20 protein-coding genes and 1 tRNA gene are annotated in these 22,836 nt (G+C 57.3%); 10 read left to right on the forward strand and 11 right to left on the reverse strand.

All coding sequences use genetic code 11. From position 1 onward, the window contains the following. Positions 1-82: 82 nt before the first annotated feature. Positions 83-1,339 (forward strand): nucleoside permease, encoded by a 1,257-nt coding sequence (locus AB3N39_RS17420; protein ID WP_115876247.1) that lies wholly within the window; start codon positions 83-85, stop codon positions 1,337-1,339. Positions 1,340-1,418: 79 nt separating this feature from the next. Here AB3N39_RS17420 and citG read toward each other — a convergent pair whose 3' ends face one another. Genes citG through AB3N39_RS17460 form a run of 8 tightly spaced genes read right to left on the reverse strand, consistent with a single transcriptional unit; the run spans position 1,419 to position 8,730 of the window. Beyond that, the gene (gene citG / locus AB3N39_RS17425; RefSeq protein ID WP_325814120.1) at positions 1,419-2,222 is read right to left on the reverse strand and encodes a triphosphoribosyl-dephospho-CoA synthase CitG; all 804 of its coding nucleotides are present in this window, start codon (positions 2,220-2,222) and stop codon (positions 1,419-1,421) included. Continuing rightward, positions 2,200-2,739 (reverse strand): citrate lyase holo-[acyl-carrier protein] synthase, encoded by a 540-nt coding sequence (gene citX, locus AB3N39_RS17430; RefSeq protein WP_248175069.1) that lies wholly within the window; start codon positions 2,737-2,739, stop codon positions 2,200-2,202. The genes citG and citX overlap by 23 nt, the downstream gene beginning before the upstream one ends. A gap of 2 nt (positions 2,740-2,741) precedes the next feature. After that, the gene (gene citF, locus AB3N39_RS17435) at positions 2,742-4,259 is read right to left on the reverse strand and encodes a citrate lyase subunit alpha (RefSeq protein ID WP_136195088.1); all 1,518 of its coding nucleotides are present in this window, start codon (positions 4,257-4,259) and stop codon (positions 2,742-2,744) included. Between the two features lie 10 nt (positions 4,260-4,269). After that, positions 4,270-5,145 (reverse strand): citrate (pro-3S)-lyase subunit beta, encoded by an 876-nt coding sequence (gene citE, locus AB3N39_RS17440; protein WP_039269783.1) that lies wholly within the window; start codon positions 5,143-5,145, stop codon positions 4,270-4,272. Beyond that, positions 5,142-5,435, reverse strand: a complete 294-nt coding sequence (citD, locus tag AB3N39_RS17445) for a citrate lyase acyl carrier protein (protein ID WP_008499773.1) — start codon at positions 5,433-5,435, stop codon at positions 5,142-5,144. The genes citE and citD overlap by 4 nt, the downstream gene beginning before the upstream one ends. A gap of 16 nt (positions 5,436-5,451) precedes the next feature. Continuing rightward, positions 5,452-6,474, reverse strand: coding sequence for a [citrate (pro-3S)-lyase] ligase (citC, locus tag AB3N39_RS17450; RefSeq protein ID WP_288459334.1), 1,023 nt, complete (start codon positions 6,472-6,474; stop codon positions 5,452-5,454). 13 nt (positions 6,475-6,487) lie between these two features. After that, positions 6,488-7,351, reverse strand: coding sequence for a fumarylacetoacetate hydrolase family protein (locus AB3N39_RS17455; protein ID WP_047173579.1), 864 nt, complete (start codon positions 7,349-7,351; stop codon positions 6,488-6,490). A gap of 17 nt (positions 7,352-7,368) precedes the next feature. Next, positions 7,369-8,730 (reverse strand): 2-hydroxycarboxylate transporter family protein, encoded by a 1,362-nt coding sequence (locus tag AB3N39_RS17460; protein ID WP_047173580.1) that lies wholly within the window; start codon positions 8,728-8,730, stop codon positions 7,369-7,371. Between the two features lie 345 nt (positions 8,731-9,075). On the opposite strand from AB3N39_RS17460, the gene AB3N39_RS17465 reads away from it, so the two are divergent. Together AB3N39_RS17465 and AB3N39_RS17470 are read left to right on the forward strand one after the other, a co-directional pair. Then, positions 9,076-10,701, forward strand: a complete 1,626-nt coding sequence (locus tag AB3N39_RS17465) for an ATP-binding protein (protein WP_367896916.1) — start codon at positions 9,076-9,078, stop codon at positions 10,699-10,701. Next, positions 10,691-11,383, forward strand: a complete 693-nt coding sequence (locus AB3N39_RS17470) for a response regulator (protein WP_367896917.1) — start codon at positions 10,691-10,693, stop codon at positions 11,381-11,383. The genes AB3N39_RS17465 and AB3N39_RS17470 overlap by 11 nt, the downstream gene beginning before the upstream one ends. A 54-nt stretch (positions 11,384-11,437) precedes the next feature. Here AB3N39_RS17470 and AB3N39_RS17475 read toward each other — a convergent pair whose 3' ends face one another. Beyond that, positions 11,438-13,573, reverse strand: coding sequence for an ornithine decarboxylase (locus AB3N39_RS17475; RefSeq protein WP_367896918.1), 2,136 nt, complete (start codon positions 13,571-13,573; stop codon positions 11,438-11,440). A gap of 181 nt (positions 13,574-13,754) precedes the next feature. On the opposite strand from AB3N39_RS17475, the gene AB3N39_RS17480 reads away from it, so the two are divergent. After that, positions 13,755-14,468 (forward strand): DUF554 domain-containing protein, encoded by a 714-nt coding sequence (locus tag AB3N39_RS17480; RefSeq protein WP_047173584.1) that lies wholly within the window; start codon positions 13,755-13,757, stop codon positions 14,466-14,468. A 95-nt stretch (positions 14,469-14,563) separates the two neighbouring features. Beyond that, positions 14,564-14,639, forward strand: a tRNA-Phe gene (locus AB3N39_RS17485). Positions 14,640-14,779: 140 nt separating this feature from the next. Here the strand turns inward: AB3N39_RS17485 and AB3N39_RS17490 are convergent. Together AB3N39_RS17490 and AB3N39_RS17495 are read right to left on the reverse strand one after the other, a co-directional pair. Beyond that, a complete protein-coding gene (locus tag AB3N39_RS17490; RefSeq protein ID WP_367896919.1) occupies positions 14,780-15,202 on the reverse strand; it encodes a hypothetical protein in 423 nt (140 codons plus the stop codon). A 262-nt stretch (positions 15,203-15,464) separates the two neighbouring features. Continuing rightward, the gene (locus AB3N39_RS17495) at positions 15,465-15,992 is read right to left on the reverse strand and encodes a LuxR C-terminal-related transcriptional regulator (protein WP_172621941.1); all 528 of its coding nucleotides are present in this window, start codon (positions 15,990-15,992) and stop codon (positions 15,465-15,467) included. Positions 15,993-16,270: 278 nt separating this feature from the next. On the opposite strand from AB3N39_RS17495, the gene AB3N39_RS17500 reads away from it, so the two are divergent. From AB3N39_RS17500 to pgaD, 5 genes are all read left to right on the forward strand, one after another. Next, positions 16,271-16,519 (forward strand): hypothetical protein, encoded by a 249-nt coding sequence (locus AB3N39_RS17500; RefSeq protein WP_127732290.1) that lies wholly within the window; start codon positions 16,271-16,273, stop codon positions 16,517-16,519. A gap of 145 nt (positions 16,520-16,664) precedes the next feature. After that, on the forward strand, positions 16,665-19,103 hold the full coding sequence (pgaA, locus tag AB3N39_RS17505; RefSeq protein WP_367896920.1) for a poly-beta-1,6 N-acetyl-D-glucosamine export porin PgaA: 2,439 nt from the start codon (positions 16,665-16,667) through the stop codon (positions 19,101-19,103). 8 nt (positions 19,104-19,111) lie between these two features. Further along, on the forward strand, positions 19,112-21,049 hold the full coding sequence (pgaB, locus tag AB3N39_RS17510) for a poly-beta-1,6-N-acetyl-D-glucosamine N-deacetylase PgaB (RefSeq protein WP_325814123.1): 1,938 nt from the start codon (positions 19,112-19,114) through the stop codon (positions 21,047-21,049). Next, positions 21,042-22,373 (forward strand): poly-beta-1,6-N-acetyl-D-glucosamine synthase, encoded by a 1,332-nt coding sequence (gene pgaC / locus AB3N39_RS17515; protein WP_367896921.1) that lies wholly within the window; start codon positions 21,042-21,044, stop codon positions 22,371-22,373. The genes pgaB and pgaC overlap by 8 nt, the downstream gene beginning before the upstream one ends. Then, positions 22,370-22,801 carry a poly-beta-1,6-N-acetyl-D-glucosamine biosynthesis protein PgaD gene (gene pgaD, locus AB3N39_RS17520; RefSeq protein ID WP_133295134.1) on the forward strand — a complete coding sequence of 144 codons (432 nt, stop codon included), beginning with the start codon at positions 22,370-22,372 and terminating at the stop codon, positions 22,799-22,801. Before pgaC ends, pgaD begins: the two co-directional genes overlap by 4 nt. The last annotated feature ends 35 nt before the right edge of the window (positions 22,802-22,836 follow it).

Raw genomic sequence — 22,836 nt, forward strand, 5'->3', positions numbered from 1 at the left:
CCAACTGATAGAATTGCATCAAATAACAACCCTGAATGTTCCCAAAACAACATATCTCCCGCTCACTTGTGAGGAAAGTAACATGAACCTTAAGCTGCAGCTTAAAATATTGTCGTTTCTGCAGTTCTGCCTGTGGGGTAGCTGGCTGACTACACTCGGCTCCTATATGTTTGTGACGCTCAAGTTTGATGGTGCGTCAATCGGTGCCGTCTACAGCTCGCTCGGTATTGCGGCTGTCTTCATGCCAACGCTGCTGGGCATCGTGGCGGATAAATGGCTAAGCGCCAAATGGCTGTACATGCTTTGCCATCTGGTGGGTGCGGGGACGCTGTTTATGGCAGCCCAGGTGACCACGCCGGGGGCAATGTTCATGGTGATCCTGCTTAACTCGCTGGCCTATATGCCAACGCTTGGGCTGATCAACACCATCTCCTACTACCGCCTGAAGTCTGCGGATATGGATATCGTGACCGATTTCCCGCCAATCCGTATCTGGGGCACCATCGGCTTTATCATGGCGATGTGGGGCGTGAGCTTCGCGGGCTTCGAACTGAGCCATATGCAGCTCTATATCGGTGCGGCGCTCTCCGTGGTGTTGGCGATCTTCACCCTGACGTTGCCGACCATTCCGGTTTCTAACCAGCAGAAAAACCAGAGCTGGAGCACCATGCTCGGCCTGGACGCCTTCGCGCTGTTCAAAAACAAACGCATGGCGATCTTCTTTATCTTCTCCATGCTGCTAGGCGCGGAGCTGCAGATCACCAACATGTTCGGCAACACCTTCCTGCACAGCTTCGATAACAACCCGCTGTTCTCCGGCAGTTTTATCGTTGAACATGCGTCGGTCATGATGTCCATCTCTCAGATCTCTGAGACGCTGTTCATCCTGACCATCCCGTTCTTCCTGAGCCGCTACGGCATCAAGAACGTCATGCTGATCAGTATCGCGGCGTGGATGTTGCGCTTCGGCCTGTTCGCCTACGGCGATCCAAGCCCATTCGGCACCGTGCTGCTGGTGCTGTCGATGATTGTCTACGGTTGCGCCTTCGATTTCTTCAACATCTCCGGTTCGGTGTTTGTGGAAAAAGAAGTGAAGCCTGAAATCCGCGCCAGCGCGCAGGGTATGTTCCTGATGATGACCAACGGCTTCGGCTGTATTCTGGGCGGCGTGGTGAGCGGTAAAGTGGTTGAGATGTACACCACTAACGGCATCACCAACTGGCAGCCGGTGTGGCTGATCTTCGCGGCGTACTCGCTGGTGCTGTTCTTCGCGTTCATCGCGCTGTTCAAGTACAAGCACGTGCGCGAGCCGCACGGTGCGCAGCCGATCGCGCATTGATTGTTGTGCCCGGTGGCGCTGCGCTTGCCGGGCCTACAAAACAAGACCGTAGGCCGGGTAAGGCGAAGCCGCCACCCGGCTATTTTATTCCAGACAGCACCCAACCCACCGACAGCAAATCCGCGCTACCGCCCGGGCTCAGGTTCCGTTCAATCAGTGCGTTATCCATCTTAAACAACGCCTCGCGGTCCCAGCCAGTGGCCAGTAATTCCCGCGCATAGCCCTGAACGTAGCGCAGCCCTTCCATGCCGCCGCGTGAAACCAGATTACTGTCCTGATTAACCGCCATCAGGCGTAACAGCAGGCCGTGAAGTGAATGTCCGTTCCACTGCGCCAGCGCCTTACGGACCGTCGCAAAGCCGCTCTCAGCCTCGCCGCGCGCCCCGGTTAAGCCGTACTGCTGAAACTGCCGCTCGCCCGCCGTCGCCTGCCCGCTGCGTGCGGCCAGCTCCCGCGACACCAGCCCGCGGCAGATGTTACTCACCTCACAGCAGAGGCTATCTGCGGAGATCTTTTTCATACGACCGGCGGCGAAGCACAGTAAACCCAGGGCAAAAATCCCGCCCTTGTGGGTATTCACTCCGTTCGTCGCGGCGTACATCGCCTGCTCGCAGGCCATCCCCATCGGGCGGAGAAGGCGTAGCTGTTCGCCAGCGGGTTTATCCGCATGCGCGCTGCCCAACTCGGCAAAGCGCGTAAACCACGGCGTAATCGCCATAATGCTGCGAACGAACAGCGCATGGTCCATATCGCGATGGGAACCGTTATTGAGCTTGTCCACCAGCCCCGGCTTGGGCGTCAGCTCCAGCTCCTGCCACAGCGCCGCTACGGCAAGCGCAGGCACGTCAACCGGGCGCGGTTTAGTCGCGAGCAAACCAGTCATCGATCATTTTCTCCACGCGGGAAACCACCCGCTCCACAGGATGAGCGCGCGAACGGGAACAGGCATGAGCGGGCTCGTCGCAGATCAGACAACGCCTTAGATTTGCGCCCAGCGACTGACGCCCGACGTGGCCGTGCTGAGGGCAGATCACGTCCAGGTCCCACAGTCTGCCGAGCGGGTGCGTCTGCTCCAGATCCGCACAGTGCGCTTTGATTTCCGCCGCCGGATGGGCCACGCACCACAGGGCTTCTGGCCCGGTCGGGAGCCATAGAACCTGGCGGTCCAGCACCTGCCAGCGGTTTTCCCACAGCAGCTGGTCGCACATCTGCAGCGCCACGCCCATGGTATTGCGATAGCGCAGGCTGTCCTTGATTTCCCCTGGCGTGACCAGCGTGAGGGAAATCACCGGTTGTTGATAGTGCTCGAGCATGTCAGCCTGGCGCGCTGCGCGGCGCTCTTTCGCCGCCAGCAGTTCGTCCAGGCTGACACCCGTCCGCACGGGTGTCGCTGAAATCATACTTACTCCTTCACCTGTCGCACGGTGTCGATCACGCTGCCGTCGCGGTAGCGGATCACCCCGACGATTTTGTCGGTAAACTCTATCGGTTTAGGGTCGCCGGTCAGGGAGATCGCCCGCTCGTACAGCGCGTTGATATCCACAACCTTCAGCCCGGCTTCCAGCAGCCGCTCGCGGATTTCCGGACGCGCCGGGTTAACCGCGATGCCGTGGTCGGTGACCAGCACGTCGATGCTTTCGCCCGGCGTGAGGCGCGTGGTAACCCGCTTCACGACCGTGGGAATGCGGCTGCGCAGCAGCGGCGCGACGACGATGGTCAGATTCGCCGCGGCGGCCACGTCGCAGTGCCCGCCGGACGCGCCTCGCATCACCCCGTCGGAGCCGGTGATGACGTTGACGTTGAAATCAACGTCGATTTCAAGCGCGCTGAGGATCACCACGTCGAGCTGGTCACAGCTTGCCGCCTTGCTGCCGGGGTTGGCGTAGACGTTGGTGGAGATCTCCACGTGGTTCGGGTTGCGCACCAGCGAAGCCGCAGCCTGACCGTCAAAGCACTGGGTATCGAGCAGCTTTTCGATCAGCCCCTTCTCGTGCAGGTCCACCAGGCTGCCGGTGATGCCGCCGAGCGCAAAGCGCGCCTTCACGCCGCTGCGCTCCATCTTCTCTTCCATAAAGCGGGTGCAGGCCGTGGCCGCCGCGCCGGAGCCGGTCTGCATCGAGAAGCCCGGTTTGAAATAGCCGGAGTGCTCGATCACATCCGCCGCATAGCGGGCGATCATCAGCTCGCGCGGGTTGCTGGTGACGCGCGCCGCGCCGACGCTGATTTTCGCCGGGTCACCCACGCTTTCAACCTGCACGATGTAGTCCACCTGGTCCTGCACCAGGCTGGCGGGCATATTGGGGAACGGCACCAGTTCTTCAGTCAGCAGCACCACCTTACGGGCAAAGTGCGCGTCCACCATGGCGTACCCCAGCGAGCCGCAGCACGATTTGCCGTGCGTGCCGTTGGCGTTGCCAAACTCATCGCTGCACGGCACGCCGAGAAACGCCACGTCGATATTAAGCTCGCCGTCCTGGAGCAGCTTCACGCGACCGCCGTGGGAGTGGATTTGCACCGGCTCGTCCATCAGCCCGTGGGAGATGGCATCTGCCAGCCTGCCGCGCATGCCCGAGGTGTAAATCCGGGTGATGACGCCGCTTTCGATATGCTCGATCAGCGCGTCGTTGCAGGTCATCAGCGAGCTGGAGGCCAGCGTCAGGTTTTTAAAGCCCATGCGCGCCAGCAGCGCCACAACGGTGTTGATCACCCGGTCGCCTTCGCGAAACGCGTGGTGGAAGGAGATGGTCATGCCGTCCTGCAGGCTGCAGCGCTTAACCGCCTCTTCAACAGAGGCGCAGAGCTTGCGGCTGTGTTTCGCGTCGCTGTCCGCCAGCCACGGCGTGGCGCTGTGGGCGGTATCAAACGGTTTTAGGTCCCGCAGATGGGGAAAATTCACGTGAAGAAGTTCTGTCTGATTCATTATTTCATCCTTACCGACGCACGCCGGAGGCCGCCGCGCGCTCCAGCACCACCTGCGCGTGGTTAATAATCGGTGCATCCACCATTTTGCCGTTAAGCGACACCACGCCCAGGCCGTTACGCTCGCCCTCTTCTGCCGCCTCAATCACCCTTCTGGCGTGATCCACCTCCTCCTGCGTCGGGGCGTAGGCGTTGTGCAGCAGGTCAATCTGGCGCGGGTTGATCAGCGATTTGCCGTTAAAGCCCATCTTGCGGATCAGATCGACCTCGCGCAGGAACCCGGCCTCGTCGTTTACGTCTGACCACACCACGTCGAAGGCGTCGATGCCCGCCGCGCGGGCGGCGTGCAGCACGGCGCAGCGGGCGTAGAACAGCTCGGTGCCGTCGCCGCGCTCGGTCTGCATGTCCATCACGTAGTCAAAGGCGGCCAGCGCAATGCCGATGAGGCGCGGAGAGCTGCGGGCAATCGCCACGGCGTTGATGACGCCAATGGCCGACTCAATCGCCGCCATTACGCGGGTGGAGCCGACCTCGCGGCCACACTCCTGCTCGATGCGCTCAAGGTGGCCCTCCAGCTCGTAGATGTCGTCCGGCGTGTCGGTTTTCGGCAGTCGGATCACGTCCACGCCTGCCCGCACGGCGGCTTCCAGATCCAGCAGGCCAAACGGCGTGCTCAGCGGGTTAATGCGCACCACGGTTTCGATATCCTGATACATCGGGTGCTGCAGGGCATGGAACACCAGCATGCGCGCGGTATCCTTCTCGCGCAGGGCAACGGCGTCCTCAAGGTCAAACATGATGGAGTCGGGACGGTAGATAAAGGCTGTGGAGAGCATGGCGGCATTAGCGCCCGGCAGGAACAGCATACTGCGGCGGAGTTTGCTCATTTCAGCGCCCCCCAGTTGATGGCCTGTTCATCGGCGGCACGCATCAGCGCGCTTTGCAGGCGGGCGCGGATCACACAGTCCAGCGCCCCTTTGTCTTCAATAATAATTAATCCCTGGTGCACGTTCATGGCGCGCAATGTGTCGTTGACCACCTGGCGAATTTGCTCGCCAAACTGCTTAATCACTTCACTGTGGATGACTATCTCCAGCTCGCCGTGAGCGGGAGCGATTTTCACCATCAGGTCGCTGGACTCCTGCGTTCCGGCCAGCGCCTCCCTTACAATTTTCATGATAAATTCCTGGTAGTTAAGCGACTTCCGCACTCGCACGGTAATGCGTTTCGAGATGCGCGAAGGTGGAGTCCGGGACAATCTCCCGGATCCTGGAAAACTGCTGTGTCTTCAGTAATCGACGCACTTCGGACGCCGATATGGCGTTACCGGTGGCCTTGATGCGCGGCATTTCCACCACCTCAATATGTGAGGCCAGCAGGTCGTGCAGCGTCTGGTTGTACTGGCGGGTGATATCGCAGAACGGCTCCGAGCCGATGAAGCGGTGCGTGATGCCCAGCGCCGGGGCGATAAAGTCCCGAAAGATCAGCACGTCGATCTCACTCCACGCCTGCTGCACTTTGCCGGTCTCCTTCAGGAAGTAGGCCGGAAAGGTGGCTCGAGAGATGATGTACTGCGAGCCTTCATGCACCACGACGTTCGGCAGATGCGCCACGCCCGCGCGCACCATCTCAAGACGGGCGCTGAACGGAAAGAACGAGGCGTCTTCACGCACCACGAACAGATGCAGGGCATCGCACCGCTGCGCCGCCTGCTCCACCAGATGGCGGTGGCCGAGGGTGAACGGATTGGCGTTCATCACGATGGCGCCAATGTTCTCCCCGCACTTGCGCTTCGCGCTCAGGGAACGGCAGTAGCGCTCGATCCCCTGCGGGGTGTTCTCCATCAGCACCGCGTTGTTCCCGCTCTGGGCAATCGGCCAGAAGCCGCTGCGGGCAAAGCGCTCCCGGTTGCACGGACGGGTGCAGAGGAAGAGGTGAAAATGGCCGCACTCCAGCGCCGCATTTTCCACCTCTGCCAGCAGCCGCGCGCTGAGGTTCTCGCCGCGAAGCTGCTCGTTGACCGCCACGCATTTGATGACGTTGGCAGCAAGCCCTGCGCAACCCACCAGCTGCGGGCCGGACCAGGCTTCGACGAACAGCGTGATGTCGTTGTCCAGGCCAAGGCCGCTGTCTGCCAGCAGGTAACGGATCTGGCTTAAGCGTTCCGGGTGTTTCGCCACGAGGGTGTGGCGAAAATCGATGGGTTGCGAGTGCATGCTGCCGCCTTACTTAATGTGCTGCCGCAAGCCCGACGGCTGGCGCTTCCACGATTACGTTGCTCAGATGACCGATATGCTCGATCTCCACCTCAATGCGATCGCCCTCTTTCATAAACAGCGGCGGATTGCGCTTTTTACCCACCCCGCCCGGGGATCCGGTGATGATCACGTCGCCCGGGCTGAGGCGGGTGAAGGTGCTGATGTACTCGATCAGCTCCGCAACTTTGTGGATCATGCTGCTGGTGTTGTCTTCCTGCACCATGCGGCCGTTCAGCCAGGTGCGGATTGCAAGCCTGTGCGGATCGGGGATCTCATCTGCCGTCGCCATCCACGGGCCAAACGCGCCGGTTTTGCGCCAGTTTTTACCGGCGGTAAACCAGGTGTGCTGCCAGTCGCGGGCGGAGCCGTCCATGTAGCAGCTGTAGCCCGCCACGTGACGCAGGGCGTCGTCACGGCTGATGTTCTCCCCGCCTTTACCGATGATCACCGCCAGCTCTCCTTCGTAGTCGAATTCGCTGGAGTGGCGCGGCTTCAGCACCGGTTCGTTGTGGCCGGTCTGTGAATCCGGAAAACGGACAAACAGGGTTGGGGCCGGGTTGTGCTGGTCAAACTCCTTGCGCTTGTCGGCGTAGTTCATGCCCACGCAGAGGATTTTTTCCGGCTGCTCAATCACCGGTAAGAAGGTGATGGCGCTCATCGGCACGTCCACGGCATCGTTCAGGTAGCGGGTGGCCTGTGCCAGCCCGTTACCCTGCAGCAGCGCTTTAAGATCGCTGTAGCGGTCGCCAAGACGGCGGCCTAAATCAATCACGCCGTCGGCCTGGACGATGCCGTAGCTGCGTTTTCCCTGGTATAAAAAGCTTGCGAGTTTCATTGTTCTTTCCTGAAAACTTAAACGAGGAAGTTGCCCAGAATCAGCAGTGAGACAGAGACGTTAATCGCCCCGCCGATACGGGTAGCAATCTGGGCGAATGGCATCAGGCTCATGCGGTTGCCTGCGGTCAGGATCGCCACGTCGCCGGTACCGCCCTGACCGCTCTGGCAGCAGGAGACGATGGCGACATCAATCGGGTGCATACCAATCTTTTTGCCGACGAAGAACCCGGTCGCCACGAGCGCGGAGACGGTGCTGATAATCACCAGCAGGTTGGTCAGCGTGAAGGCGGCCACCAGTTCATGCCACGGGGTGATAGCCACGCCAACGGCAAAGAGAATCGGATAGGTCACAGAGGTCTGGAAGAATTTGTACACCACCTGAGAGCCTTCCAGCAGGCGCGGAGAGGCACCGTTACAGAGCTTCACCAGAACCGCCATAAACAGCATGCCGACCGGAGCAGGCAGGCCAATCAGCTTGTGGCCGAGCATGCCCAGCATGTAGAGCAGCACCGCCAGCAGCGCGCCGGAGGCGATAGTGGTCACGTCCGCCTTGCCGGAGAATGCAGGCTGAGAGACGGTGGCATCGGCATTGGCGCGGTTAGGCATCAGCTGGCCTTCACCGGTCAGGTGTGGATAACGCTTGCCCAGCTGGTTCAGGCAGCCGGAGATGATGATCGCCGTCAGACCGCCGAGCATGACCATCGGCAGCACGCGACCGAGCGCCACGCCCTGGTCCATATGCAGCAGGGTGGCATAGCCGATGGAAAGCGGGATTGCCCCTTCGCCCACGCCGCCCGCCATAATCGGCAGAATGATAAAGAAGAAGATCTGGAATGGCTCAAGACCCAGCGCCAGGCCGACGCCCATCCCTACCAGCATGCCGACGATTTCGCCGCACAGCATCGGGAAGAAAATGCGCAAGAAGCCCTGGATCAGCACCGTGCGGTTCATGCTCATGATGCTGCCGACGATAATGCAGCAGATATAGAGGTAGAGGATGTTGGTGGATTTGTAGAACTTGGTGGTGGACTCGACCACCACGTCCGGCAGCAGGCCGTAATAGACCAGCGCGGAAGGGATAAAGGTGGCGCAAATCGCCGCCGCGCCGAGCTTGCCGACAATCGGCAGGCGTTTGCCAAACTCGCCGCAGGCAAAGCCGAAGAAGGCCAGCGTGGCCACCATGACCACGATATCGCTCGGCAGTTTTCCGCCCAGGCAATCAATGGCAATCAGCACGCCCGCCAGAACGAACAGCGGCAGAGGAATAATCCCGATTTTCCAGGTATCCATAATATGCCACCAGCGCTCTTTGAGCGAAGGTCGCTGAATTTCAATCGGGTCGTGGGTAACAGAGAAAGAATCGTCAGTTGTGCTCATAATAAGCCCCTTGGTTATTTTGTGCGTTCAGCTTAGAGTCACAAAGGCTTACTTTATGTGAGGGATGGCATATTAAAAGCGAAGTTTTAATGGCAGCTATGGTTTTAATGGTTTCTTTTATTTAATGTGATTTATACCTTATTTATTGCCGTGGTTTTTATGGTTTCTTTTCTAAATTGAACAAACAAATAACATTTGTTGATGCAGCCCAAAGCACGTTAGCCTTTTGGATAACGCTTTTACAGCGCCCGCTGTGCAAGGGATCACAAGTTTTCGGCAAAGCGGGCGTACGCGCAAAAAAAGATGATATATTGGCGATCTTTGTCGCTACCTTGCGTGATAGTTATGAAAGTCTCTTTCCAGATCAAGCTGTTTATTTCGCTGGTTGCCTTTTTCTCAGTGCTTTTTGCGTTACTGGGCGGATATTATTATGCCGACGTAGGGAAACAGCTTTATCAGGAAATGAGTACGCGAGCCAAAATACAGGCTGAAGAGATTGCGCTTATTCCGACATTGCGTAATGAAGTTGAACAAAAGAATATCAACGCCATCCATGATTTTATGCAGAAGATTTCTGCGCACAGCGACGCCAGCTTTATTGTGATTGGTGATAATAAAGGCCAGCATCTTTTTCACTCCGTCTTTGCCGACAGAGTGGGCACCACGCTGGTAGGCGGTGACAACGAAGCCGTATTGCAGGGTAAAAGCATCACCACCATCCGCAAAGGCGGGCTGGGCATTTCGCTGCGCAGTAAAGCCCCCATCTTCAACGCTGCAGGACAGGTGGTCGGCATCGTTTCGGTCGGCTATCTCACCAGCTACCTGGACACCATTACCGTCAGTAAGGTGGTCAACATTCTGATTGCCGCCGTGCTGCTGCTGATTGCTCTCTTTATCTTCTCCTGGTTCTTTACCCGCAGTATTAAGAAGCAGATCTTCTCCCTTGAGCCGCGCGAGATCGGCCTGCTGGTGCGTCAGCAGAAGGCCATGATGGAGTCTATTTATGAAGGGGTGATTGCCATTGACGATCAAAGGCGGATTGAAGTCATCAACCAGGCGGCGCGCAAGCTGCTGGGCCTGAGCCAGCCGGCCCGTGAACTGCGCGGACAGCTGATAAGCCAGGTAATCGATCCGGTCCCGTTCTTCGGCACGCAGACGATGCTGGCGAAAGATACCCATGACGAGATTTGCCGTTTTAACGATCTCACGGTGATTGCCAGCCGGGTACACATCATGCTTGAGGGATCGCTGCAGGGCTGGGTGATCACCTTCCGCGATCGCAACGAGATCGACTCTCTGAGCGCCCAGCTCAGCCAGGTCAAACGCTATGTCGATAACCTCCGCATTATGCGCCACGAGCAGTTAAACCGGATGACCACCCTCTCCGGCCTGCTGCATATGGGCCGCTATGAGGAGGCGATTGGCTACATTCAGGCGCAGTCTGAACACGCCCAGGAGCTGCTGGACTTTATCTCTTCGCGCTTCAGCTCACCGACCCTGTGCGGTCTGCTGCTGGGGAAAGCCGCCCGCGCGCGGGAGAAAGGCGTTGAATTGTGCTTCGATCCGGCCTGTCGGCTGGATAAATCATTCCTTCCCCTCGGGGAGCAGGAACTGATTTCGATTATTGGTAACCTGCTGGATAACGCCATCGAAGCGACGCAGCGGTCGCCGCTTCCCCACGCGCCGGTGGAGGTGCTGATAAAGCTCAGCGACCAGGAGCTGATTATTGAAGTCGCCGACCAGGGCGTTGGCATTACACCGGAGATCCGTGAGCGGATCTTTGAACGCGGCATCACCACCAAGACGCGCGGCGATCATGGGATTGGTCTGTATCTGATCGAAAGCTATGTCACACAGGCTGGCGGCGCAATAGAAGTTGCCGATAATACCCCGCGCGGCGCCATTTTCTCCCTGTTTATCCCGGCCACGGGAACCGCCCGGCAACTGGAAGACACCGACTATGCAACATGAACTTATCGACGTACTGATTGTTGAAGACGAGAACGAACTGGCGCAACTGCACGCGGAGCTGATAGGCAAACATCCGCGTCTGAGGCTGGTGGGCATTGCCTCGTCGCTGGCTGCGGCCCAGGCAGAACTTGCAAATAAACAGCCGCAGCTGGTGCTGCTGGATAACTACCTGCCGGACGGCAAAGGGATCTCGCTTATCAATAACCCCATGCTGGCCCGCGCCAACTGCTCGGTGATTTTTATTACTGCCGCCAGCGATATGGACACCTGCAGCCAGGCCATCCGCAACGGCGCGTTCGACTACATCCTCAAACCCGTCTCCTGGAAGCGGCTCAGCCAGTCGCTGGAGCGGTTTGTGCAGTTTGCCGAACAGCAGCGGGTCTGGAAGATTGTCGACCAGCAAAACGTCGATTCTCTGTATCAGCTGCAGGCGAAAAACTACCGCCAGGACAACGGCAGCAAAGGCATTGAGGAAAATACGCTGGCGCGGGTGCAGTCGCTGTTTAACGACAAGGCAACGCACTGCTTTACCGTGGATGAGGTGGTGAGCGAGACGGGGTTGAGTAAAACCACCACCCGTCGCTATCTGGAACACTGCGTCGAGTCGGGTTTTCTGACGGTGGAGATGCTGTACGGCAAGATCGGGCATCCGAGGAGGATGTACAAGCGTAGTGCGGTTTGATGAGACGTTCCCTCTCCCAGGGGGAGAGGGTTAGGGTGAGGGCAGCAGCCCGCACTATCTCAGCACATACCCATACAGCCGCTTAATCCCGTCGGCATCCTTCTCGCTGTAAACGCCCTGCAGTTCCGGCGAGAAGCCCGGCAGCAGGTTGATGCCCTCCTCCAGCGCCAGGAAGTAACGCTGTACCGCCCCGCCCCAGACTTCACCCGGCACCACGCACAGCACGCCTGGCGGATAGGGCAGCGCCCCTTCGGCAGCAATTCGCCCTTCGGCATCCCGTATGCGAACCAGCTCCACGTCGCCTCGAATATAGGCCCGGTTCGCATCCTGCGGGTTCATCACCACCTCAGGCAGGCTCTCCTTGCGGAACATCGCCTTCTGCAAATCCTTCACGTCGAAGCTGACGTAGAGATCGTGCATCTCCTGACACAGCTGGCGAAGGGTGTAATCCCGGTAGCGCACCGGGTATTTCTGAAAAATCGTCGGCAGCACGTCCGCCAGCGGCGTGTCGTCTTCAATATGCTGTTCAAACTGGCCCAGCATCGCCACAAGCTGTGCCAGCTTCTCGCTGCTTTCGGCAGGGGTCAGCAGGAACAGGATCGAGTTAAGGTCGCATTTCTCCGGCACGATGCCGTTTTCGCGCAGGTAGTGCGCCAGAATCGTCGCCGGGATCCCGAAATCCGTGTACTCGCCGGTTTCGGCATCGATGCCCGGCGTGGTCAGCAGGAGCTTGCACGGGTCGACAAAGTACTGCTCGCTTGCATAGCCCTCAAAGCCGTGCCATTTGGCCCCCGGCTCGAAGCTGAAGAAGCGCAGCTCGCTGGCAATGGCGTGCGTCGGATGATCCTGCCACGGCCGCCCCGCTACCACCGGTGGGATAAACGGTTTGATCATATGACAGTTGGCAATGATTGCCTTGCGCGCTTCAATCCCCAGCTCGACGCACTCCGCCCACAGCCTGCGTCCGCTTTCCCCTTCGTGGATCTTGGCATTCACATCCAGCGCTGCGAACAGCGGATAAAACGGGCTGGTGGAGGCATGCAGCATAAACGCGTTGTTCAGCCGCTTGTGAGGGCAAAAACGCGCCTGACCGCGAATGTGGTTATCCTTTTTATGGATCTGCGAGGTTTGCGAGAACCCGGCCTGCTGTTTGTGCACCGACTGGGTCACGAAAATCCCCGGATCGTTCTCGTTCAGCTCCAGCAACAGCGGGGACGTTTCCGCCATCATCGGAATAAACTGCTCGTAGCCCACCCAGGCGGAGTCAAAGAGAATGTAGTCGCACAGATGGCCGATCTTATCGATCACCTGACGGGCGTTGTAGATCGTCCCGTCGTAGGTGCCAAGCTGAATGATCGCCAGGCGGAACGGACGTGCCTCATCGGCCTTCTCCGGTGCCGCCTCGCGGATAAGATCCCGCAGATACGCATCGTCAAAGCAGTGGTCGTCAATTCCGCCAATAAAGCCAAACGGATTACGCGCGGCCTCAAGGTAAACCGGCGTCGCACCCGCCTGGATCAGCGCCCCGTGGTGGTTAGACTTATGGTTATTGCGGTCGAACAGCACCAGGTCGCCGCGGGTCAGCAGCGCGTTGGTCACTACCTTGTTGGCCGCTGACGTGCCGTTCAGCACGAAGTAGGTTTTATCCGCGTTAAACACTTTCGCCGCGAACTTTTGCGCGTGCTTAGCGGAGCCTTCGTGGATCAGCAGATCGCCCAGCTTCACGTCGGCGTTGCACATGTCGGCGCGAAACACGTTCTCACCGAAGAAATCATAGAACTGTCGCCCTGCCGGGTGCTTTTTGAAAAAGGCCCCGTGCTGGTGGCCCGGACAGGCGAAAGTGCTGTTGCCCATCTCCACATACTGGCTCAGGGTGTCGAAAAAAGGCGGCAGCAGATTCTCTTCATAACGGCTGGCAGCGCTCTCCAGTTCCAGAAACTCCTGAGCTTTGCCCGAGATGACCGCGGTGGCGCCGTCGGGCACCTCCATTGGCTCTGGAGAAAAAATAAACACCGGCAGCTGAAAGCCCGTGCGTTTCAGCAGTGCAAGGATACCGCTGCGGCTTTCAGCCGTTGTGATGACGACGGCCGCCACATCGGTAAAATCAGTGCTGTCCAGCGTCACCTTTTCGCGGTGCGTAGACACAGTGGAGAGCAGCTCGCGGCTGACGGCAATTTTCATGGTTTTCATAGGCGCAGTTACCCTCACCGGACGGTGAGACAGGGAGGAGAAAATTCGCGCAATAATGTCACCTTTTATTTTGAGGTGCAAGAAGGAATCAGTATGCACGAAATCAGCCAAAGCTAAGGCCCGCGAAGCCCTGCCGTGCCATAATAATGCAATATCAATGATTAAATAACAGGAGTTAACTTTGGTTATCGGGCCATTTATTAACGCAGGAGCCGTATTGCTGGGCGGCGTACTCGGCGCCGTGCTGAGCCAGCGGCTGCCGGAGCGGATTCGCACCTCCATGCCCTCAATATTCGGCCTGGCATCGTTAGGGATTGGTATTCTTCTGGTGATCAAATGCGCCAACCTGCCGGTGATGGTGTTGGCCACCCTGCTCGGCGCGCTGATTGGCGAATTTTGCTATCTGGAAAAAGGCATTAACAGCGCGGTGAGTAAAGCCAAAAACCTGATTGCCCGACCGGGCAAGGCGAAACACGGCACGCACGAGACGTTTATTCAGAACTATGTCGCCATCATTATTCTGTTTTGCGCCAGCGGCACCGGGATTTTCGGTTCGATGCAGGAAGGGATGACGGGCGACCCGAGCATTTTGATTGCAAAAGCGTTTCTTGATTTCTTCACCGCCACTATTTTTGCCACCACGCTCGGCATTGCCGTGGCGGCGATTTGCGTCCCGATGCTGCTTATCCAGCTGGCACTGGCTACCTGCGCCACGCTAATTCTCCCGCTAACCACGCCCGCAATGATGGCAGACTTTACCGCCGTCGGCGGCCTGCTGCTGCTGGCTACCGGGCTGCGCATCTGTGGGATCAAGATGTTTGCCGTGGTGAATATGCTGCCCGCACTGCTGCTCGCCATGCCGCTCTCCGCGCTCTGGACGCACTTTTTCGCTTAAGGATGCGGCGAAATGGTGAGAGATTGCGCAGTCTGTAACGAAAACAACATTTTTCGTTGACGCCACCGGGCAGATCGGGTTTAATGCGCCCCGTTGCCCGGATAGCTCAGTCGGTAGAGCAGGGGATTGAAAATCCCCGTGTCCTTGGTTCGATTCCGAGTCCGGGCACCACTATTTAAAGAACCCGCCCAAAAGGCGGGTTTTTGCTATATGGCTACGGCCGATTTCTGGGCGCTGATAAGCGTGGCTTTAATGCAGGCACGCTTACGATAATAGTCCGGTAAGTTAATACAGGCGGTGGCTCTTTTTTATCACTTAATTTTGCCGGATAAATTGCTGACCTGATTTGAAAGGTTGTCGTTGCTCCGCTTCATGTCATCAAGGCTTCTTTGCAATCGCTCGATCTTACTCTCCTGCTCAGAATTCTTTCTCTCAAGCTGTAAAACCTTCTGAGTTAGCTCATCGACTTTGCGGTTGTCGGACTTCATCTTCCTCAGGCTATCCTGCATCTCCTTTAGATCCTCCCCCCTGAAATTAGAAGGCTCGATTTCATCTGCACCATAAATTACCGGGATATATCCACTATTAAAGTTGCTGGGTTCGATACTAACCTGAACTTTATTTTGCCCCGTAGAGTGCGCGTAACATATTGAAGAAAAATAAAAAAAAGAAACAACACACAGACCAGACAGATATTTATTCATTTCTAACGTCCTTTTAAATTTTTCAATCACTTCCAGGAGTCTCCTTCTGGTATCACCCGCTCAGGATAAAACACTTGGCTTAGCCTCTGGCATTTCATAAACGGGGTTAAAGAGCAGAAGATACTTTTCGTTTTTCATTATAATACGCGTTTCCTCTCCCCCAAAATCCAACCGCCACCCGCTCATTTTCTGCCACCTTACATCCGCCGGCATCGAGAAAAGTGCGTTACCACGCACCTTATTAACGAACCCGCCCTCGTGGCGGTTTTTTGCTTTTGAATTCCTGACAACTTTAGGGATCGTTCCCACCTGTGCCCAGCAGTTTATTTTTGAAGATAAACAGACACGCCTCATTGAAGTTCTCCGCCCCCAGGCGTTCCGAGAGCGCCGTACGTTTGCGGTAGAGACTTTTCACTGACGTATTCAGTTCGCCTGCAATCTCCTCCATTGACATGCCTGCCCTCAGCAACCGCAACATGATCGTTTCATGCGTGCTCAGCCGTAAATTCAGCAGCCACTTCGTGGTCAGGCGCCTGCCCTTCATATTGAGCACCAGATTAAACAGCGAGGCCATGTCCGGCTCCGTCAGCGACGTATTCATAAACAGCTTCATACTGAGCAGATTCTCCTCGCGATGGCGCATATCAAGCATAACGCAGCAAATCGTTTTTCTCGTTCTGGCCGGATGGCGTATCAGGTAATCATATAAACGAAGCGGCGCACGACTATCAATCAATACAGAATATTCATCTGCACCGTTATCAAATATGTTTCTGTCAATCGAATCGAGCAGGATAATATCCGGAAAAAATATCCGCATGCCCCTGACAAGGTAGCGATCCTGAGTCACTAACACTATTGAAGTTGCCACTAACCATCCCTTTTAGATTAAAGCAAGAACGATCCTGCGAAAAGAAGACCGCCTTCGTTTTATAGCGCTGTTATATTAACGATAAATGTATTCTGGCTTTGGACATCCCTCAATACACACATTGATGAGTAAGACTTCCTGTAGACTATCATTCAATGTCTGCCTTTAATTATAAATAAAAAACAACCCCAGAAAAGTCACTTCTCTAAACATTAAGAATTTTTGTCATGAAACTTCCCAAACATGCACCAGAAAGTACTTTAATTGAGGCAAATATGCGTCATTTAAAATATATACAAAACTGTCACAATAAAAATAAAACCACTATATTTCAATGCATTACAATTAATGACTCAATTCAAAATAAACACAAAAAACTGCTCATTACAGAATTATCTCAAAACTACACAGCAGCTTTTCAGCATATTTATCCGGCAACATATCAGGTGTACATTACCTCCCATCAAGACCACTGAGATGAGGTTTCATAATTACCTTTAAGTAAGTACCCTATAACGTTACTGCATTCAGATTTAATGTTCCCATTTATGGCCTTTAACGCAGAGTTAAAAGGCGGCCGTGTTATGCAATGGATTCATGATAAACAAATGGCAAATAGATATGGAAAGATCGCTTCGCTTAAGTACATTATTCTTTTATCGCACCCCAACATTATTGTTTCTGTTATTACTCTTTCCTGTTCTGGTTCAGGGTTCGGAATCCGTTTATGAGCAACAGATTCAACAGGCGCGTAACGGTAATTACACGTCGTTTCTCGATTATCTTCAGCGTTATCAGCAGCAGCATGCCCTGACGCCTGAACACGTTGCGGACTGGTTACAGGTGGCGGCCTGGGCAGGTCATGATGACGAGGTTATTCAGGTCTGGCAGCGCTACAGCATTTATATGCCGCTGCCCGCCCGTGGCGTTGCGGCTGTCGCACAGGCCAGGAGAAATCAGAAAGCGTGGCAGCCAGCTCTGGCGCTCTGGAAAGAAGCGCTGAGCCTTGCGCCGGATAACGACGATTATCGTATCGGCTATATCAAAACCCTGGCCGATGCCCGTAAAGATACGCTTGCCCTCAAGGAAGCCCGACAGCTGGTGGCGGAGGATCCCTCTCAGGCGCATCTTCAGACGCTGGGGTATGTCTGGTTACGCCAGGGAAAAAGCTGGGATCGGCTTTTAGCAGACACGCGCGCGCTGAATATCGCGCCAGAAAATCACGCGCTTCTTCGCGAGCTGATCGACGCGCTAACGGATAACCGGGTCAATACTCCCGCTCTCCAGCTTTCAAAAAAGGTGGCGCTGTCCCCAGCGGAGCGTCGTCGTCTAGAGCTGAATGCCGCAGCCGAAAGCGTTCGCCTTGCAGATGTGCCTGGCAGAACAGAAAAGGAGCGCCTGCAGCTTGCGCAATCTGCGCTGAATCGTTACGACGCGCTGCTGTCTCGCTGGAAAAGCGAGCCGCAGGCGGCCGAAGACATTATCCTTGCGCGTATCGACCGACTCGGCGCGCTGTATGCCCATGCTGAGTACCCGCGGGTCATCAGTGAATATCAGGATCTGACGGCAGCCCGGCATCCGGTGCCGGGCTGGGCAATCGGCTGGGTGATCTCGTCCTACCTCCAGGAGAAAAATACCGCTGCCGCCTTCGCGCTTCTGCAGCGCTATCCGCAATACGCTTCCGATCCGCAGGACGAGGAACACGCGCTTTTCTACGCCTGGCTGGATACGGGAGAGTATCAGGCCGCCCGCCAGTACGTTGAGCGCCAGACCCGCTACGTTCCCTGGACCCGTTACGATTTCGGCTCCCCTACCCCTCAGCCGAACGATCGGTGGCTTGCCGGCCAGTCGCTCCGTTTTAACTATTTGCTGGCGACGAATGCACTGCCGGAAGCCGAAAAGCTGGCGCGACGTCTGGCGACAACCGCGCCGGGCAATCAGGGATTGCAGATTGACTACGCCACGCTGCTTCAGGCGCGAGGCCTGCCGCGCGCGGCCGAGCAAACGCTGAAAATGGCGGAGGCGCTGGAGCCCTCGAATCTGGAGCTTGAGCAGCAGCAGGCTTACGTCGCCATGGATCTGCAGGAATGGCGGCAGATGGATTTACTGGCTGACGACGTTATCGCCCGCGCGCCGCGCGATCGCAGCGCAAGGCGTCTGGACAGGCTCCGCACCGTCCACCATATGTCCGAGCTGCGCCTCAACGCGAGCAAGGGTTTGCACTCCGATAACCCCGTCAGCGGGACGCACGACCTCAACTGGGACGCCACGCTCTATGGCCCGCCCGTGGCGGATAGCTGGCGGCTGTTTGCCGGCACCCGCTATGCCGAAGGTAATTCCGATGAAGGCAAAGGCTCCAGCCGTCACCTGTTGGGCGGCGTCGAATGGCGGCCACGCAACCTCCAGCTCGAAGCCGAACTCTCCAGCAACCGCTATCACGGGGCAAACAAGCCGGGCGCTCGACTCTCAACTACGTACGTTCTGACAGATAACTGGCAGGTCAGCGGCAGCCTTGAACGCCTGTCGCGCACCACGCCCCTGCGGGCGTTACGCAACGGGATCAACGCCAACCGGGGGGAAGGCGGCGTGCGCTGGTATCAAAACGAGCGTCGTGAGTACCAGTTCAGCGCCGCCCTCAGCCGCTTCTCGGATCATAACCGCCGCCAGGAATACACCCTCACGGGCAAGGAGCGTCTCTGGCAGACCCCGTCACTGACGCTGGATCTCGAACCGGGGATCGCCGCCAGTAAAAATAGCCTGCGGGACACGCTCTACTACAACCCGGCGCGGGATCTCTCCGTGACGGCGGCCCTGGCCGTTGACCATGAGATGTACCGCCATTACGACACCCTCTGGAGCCAGCAGTTCGTGGCGGGAGGCGGCAGCTACTGGCAGAAAAATCAGTCCGCTGGCGCCATCGCCCTGCTGGGTTACGGACAGCGCGTTCAGTGGAACAACGTTATTGATACCGGCGTGATGCTGAACTGGGATAAACGCCCTTACGACGGCAAACGCGAGAGCAACCTCTCCGTCACGTTAGACGCGACTTTACGCTTTTAAGGATGATTATGCTTAACACACGTTTTTCCGCGAGCCTGATACTTCTCGGCTGGCTCTGCCTCAGCGCGAGCGTCTGCGCGCATGCATTTTCATTTATTGCGCCCAAAGCGCGGCCACAGCTGGAGGCGAGCAAACCCTGGCCGCAGAACCAGTTTCTGGTGCTGGCCTACCACGATGTAGAAGACGATGCCGCCGATCAGCGCTACCTCTCCGTGCGTACCAGCGCACTAAACGAGCAGATAAGCTGGCTGCTGCACAACGGTTATCACATCATCAGCGTGCAGGACATTCTGGATGCCCATGACGCAAAAAAAACGCTGCCGCCGAAAGCCGTTCTGCTCAGCTTTGACGACGGCTACAGCAGCTTTTACACCCGCGTCTGGCCGCTGCTTCAGGCGTGGAACGTCCCTGCGCTCTGGGCGCCGGTGGGCAGCTGGGTGGATACGCCGGAAAATCAAAAAGTTAACTTCGGCGGTTTGATGACGCCCCGCGATCGCTTCGCGACGTGGGACATGGTGCGCGAGCTCAGCCGGTCCCCGCTGATTGAGATCGGATCGCACACCTGGGCCTCGCATTACGGCATTCCGGCCAACCCGCAGGGCAGCCGCGAACCTGCCATCGCCAACCGCTTTTATGATAAAGCCACGGGCCGCTATGAAACCGATCGGCAGTTCAACCAGCGGATCGGAGATGACGTTCGTAAAGTGACTGAAAAAATCACGCAGGTAACGGGCAAGGCACCGCGCGCCTGGGTCTGGCCCTACGGCGCCGCCAACGGCACGTCGCTCGCGATCGCCAGACAGCAGGGTTATCAGCTGGCCTTTACCCTTGAGGACGGGCTGGGGAACGTGCAGGAGCTGGGGAACATCCCTCGTCTGCTGATCTCAGGAAACCCCTCGCTCAAGGCGTTTGCCAGTACGGTAAGCCAGGTTCAGGAGCACGATCCCGTTCGCGTCATGCACGTCGATCTCGACTACGTTTACGATCCCGATCCGGCCCAGCAGACCCAAAACATCAACAAGCTGATCCAGCGGGTCTACGACATGAAAATCAGCCATGTTTTTCTGCAGGCGTTTGCCGACCCGCAGGGCGACGGCAGGATCAAGGCGCTCTATTTCCCCAACCGTCGTCTGCCGGTCCGGGCCGATCTCTTTAATTTTGTCTCCTGGCAGCTGCAAACCCGCGCGGGGGTGAAAGTCTTCGCGTGGATGCCGGTGCTCTCGTTCGATCTCGATCCTGCCCTGCCGCGCGTGCAGCGCCGGGATCATCAAACCGGCCAGCTGCGCGAAGCCACCGAGCCCTATATCCGGCTCTCCCCGTGGGACCCGCAGGTGCGCCAGCAGATAACGGACATCTACGAAGATCTGGCCCGCTATGCCAGCTTCAACGGGATTTTGTTCCATGACGATGCGGTGCTGACGGACGTGGACGATGGCGCTCAGAGCACAACACGTCAGAAAAGCCAGCTGCTGATTGGGTTTACCCATGCCCTGAGCCTGGCGGTGAAGCATATCCGTGGCCCGCAGATAAAAACCGCGCGCAACATGTTCGCCTTACCCATTCTTCAGCCGGAAAGCGAAGCGTGGTTCGCGCAGAATCTTGACGATTTTCTGGCGGAGTATGACTGGACGGTGCCGATGGCCATGCCGCTGATGGAGTCCATTTCGGCTGACGAGAGCGATGACTGGCTGACGCGTCTGGTTAAAGCGGTCGCCACACGTCCCGGCGCGATCGATAAAACCATTTTTGAACTGCAGGCCAGGGACTGGGATAAGAAACCGCAGCGCGCCGTTTCTGATAGCCAGCTTGCGCAGTGGATGCGCGTGCTCCAGCTGAACGGCGTCAAAAACTACGGTTACTACCCCGATGATTTCATCAACAACCAACCTGATATCTCACGCATCAGGCCTGTATTTTCTTCGTACTGGTACCCTGACAATGACTGATCGCATTATCGCCTTTTCTATTTTATGTCTGGTATTCGGGTTGCCGTTAGGCGTGGCCGCCCTCTTTACCGGCGAGCTGATTCTGGATTTTGTGTTCTTCTGGCCGCTGTTCATGTCCGTGCTCTGGATAACCGGCGGGCTCTATTTCTGGTTTCAGCTTGAACGCCACTGGTCGTGGGATAAAGACACGCCCGCCCCGACGCTCGCCGGTGAGCCGCTCATCTCTATTCTGATCCCCTGCTTTAACGAGGGACGAAATGCCCGGGAGACCATCTGCGCCGCGCTGGATCAGCGGTATGAAAATATAGAAGTTATCGCCATCAACGACGGCTCGTCTGACAACACGGCGCAGGTGCTGCAGGCGCTGGCGATGGAACAGCCGCGCCTGCGGGTGATTAATCTCGCGGAAAATCAGGGGAAAGCGCTGGCGCTCAAAGCCGGCGCGGCGGCGGCCCGGGGCGATCTGCTGGTCTGCATTGACGGTGACGCCCTGCTCGATCGCGATACGGCAGCGTATCTGGTGGCACCGCTGATTCAGTATCCCCACGTCGGGGCGGTCACCGGGAACCCGCGTATTCGCACGCGCTCCACGCTGATCGGCCGCATTCAGGTGGGCGAGTTCTCATCGATTATCGGGCTCATCAAGCGGACGCAGCGGATCTATGGCCGGGTCTTTACCGTCTCGGGCGTCATCGCCGCCTTTCGTCGACAGGCGCTGGCGGACGTCGGGTACTGGAGCCCGGACATGATCACCGAAGACATCGACATCAGCTGGAAGCTCCAGCTGCGCCACTGGGATATCTTTTTCGAGCCGCGGGCGCTGTGCTGGATCCTGATGCCGGAGACGCTCAAGGGCCTGTGGAAACAGCGTTTGCGCTGGGCTCAGGGCGGCGCGGAGGTGTTTCTGGTCAACCTTCGCAGGATTGTGCGCTGGGAGCATCACCGCATGTGGCCCCTTTTTATCGAGTACGCCCTGTCAACGCTGTGGGCCTTCGCGTACGCCATGACGGTGCTGTTATTTATTCTCAGCCATATCGCCCCTGTTCCTGCCAGGCTGACAGTGGAGAGCCTCTTTCCACCGGAGTTTACCGGGCTACTGCTGGGCGTGATGTGCCTCCTGCAGTTCCTGGTCAGCCTGTTCATCGAGCGGCGCTATGAACGTAAGGTGGCCAGCTCGCTTTTCTGGGTGATCTGGTTCCCGATGGTGTACTGGATGATCGGCCTGTTCACCACCCTCGTCGCCTTTCCAAAAGTCATGCTTAAACGCCAGCGCGCCCGCGCGCGCTGGATCAGTCCGGACCGGGGAAAAGGAAGCCTTCAATGAACGAAAATACCTTAATACTGACCGAACATCGGCTGTTGCCACGTCTTTTCGATGCCGCGTTAACGCTGGTGGCGTGGGGAGGCTTTTTGTTTTTCCTGTATGCCCGGCTCTGGATGCAGCTAACAGAGGAGAGCGACCAAAGCTGGGGCGTGATTATTGCGTCCTTTAATACGGTGTTGCTCTACCTGCTGTTCGCCGCGCTCAACGGCTGGCTGCTGATTTTGTGGTATCAGTACAATCGCCGCCGCGCCCACGTCAGGCGGCGTCAGCCGGGTTATTTGCAGGAGGAGGAGCTGGCCCGCAGCTTTAATGTCTCACCGCAGATCATCTCCGAGATGAGCCAGTACAACCTGCTGACGGTCTATCATGACCAGATTGGCCGCATCATCGATCTGAAGATCAACGGGCAGGAAGAGGAAGAACAGTAACGAAAAGCCCCCGCAGGATGCCCTGCGGGGGCTTT

The organism is Enterobacter vonholyi, assembly GCF_040834095.1.
In the GTDB taxonomy this organism is placed as follows: domain Bacteria; phylum Pseudomonadota; class Gammaproteobacteria; order Enterobacterales; family Enterobacteriaceae; genus Enterobacter; species Enterobacter vonholyi.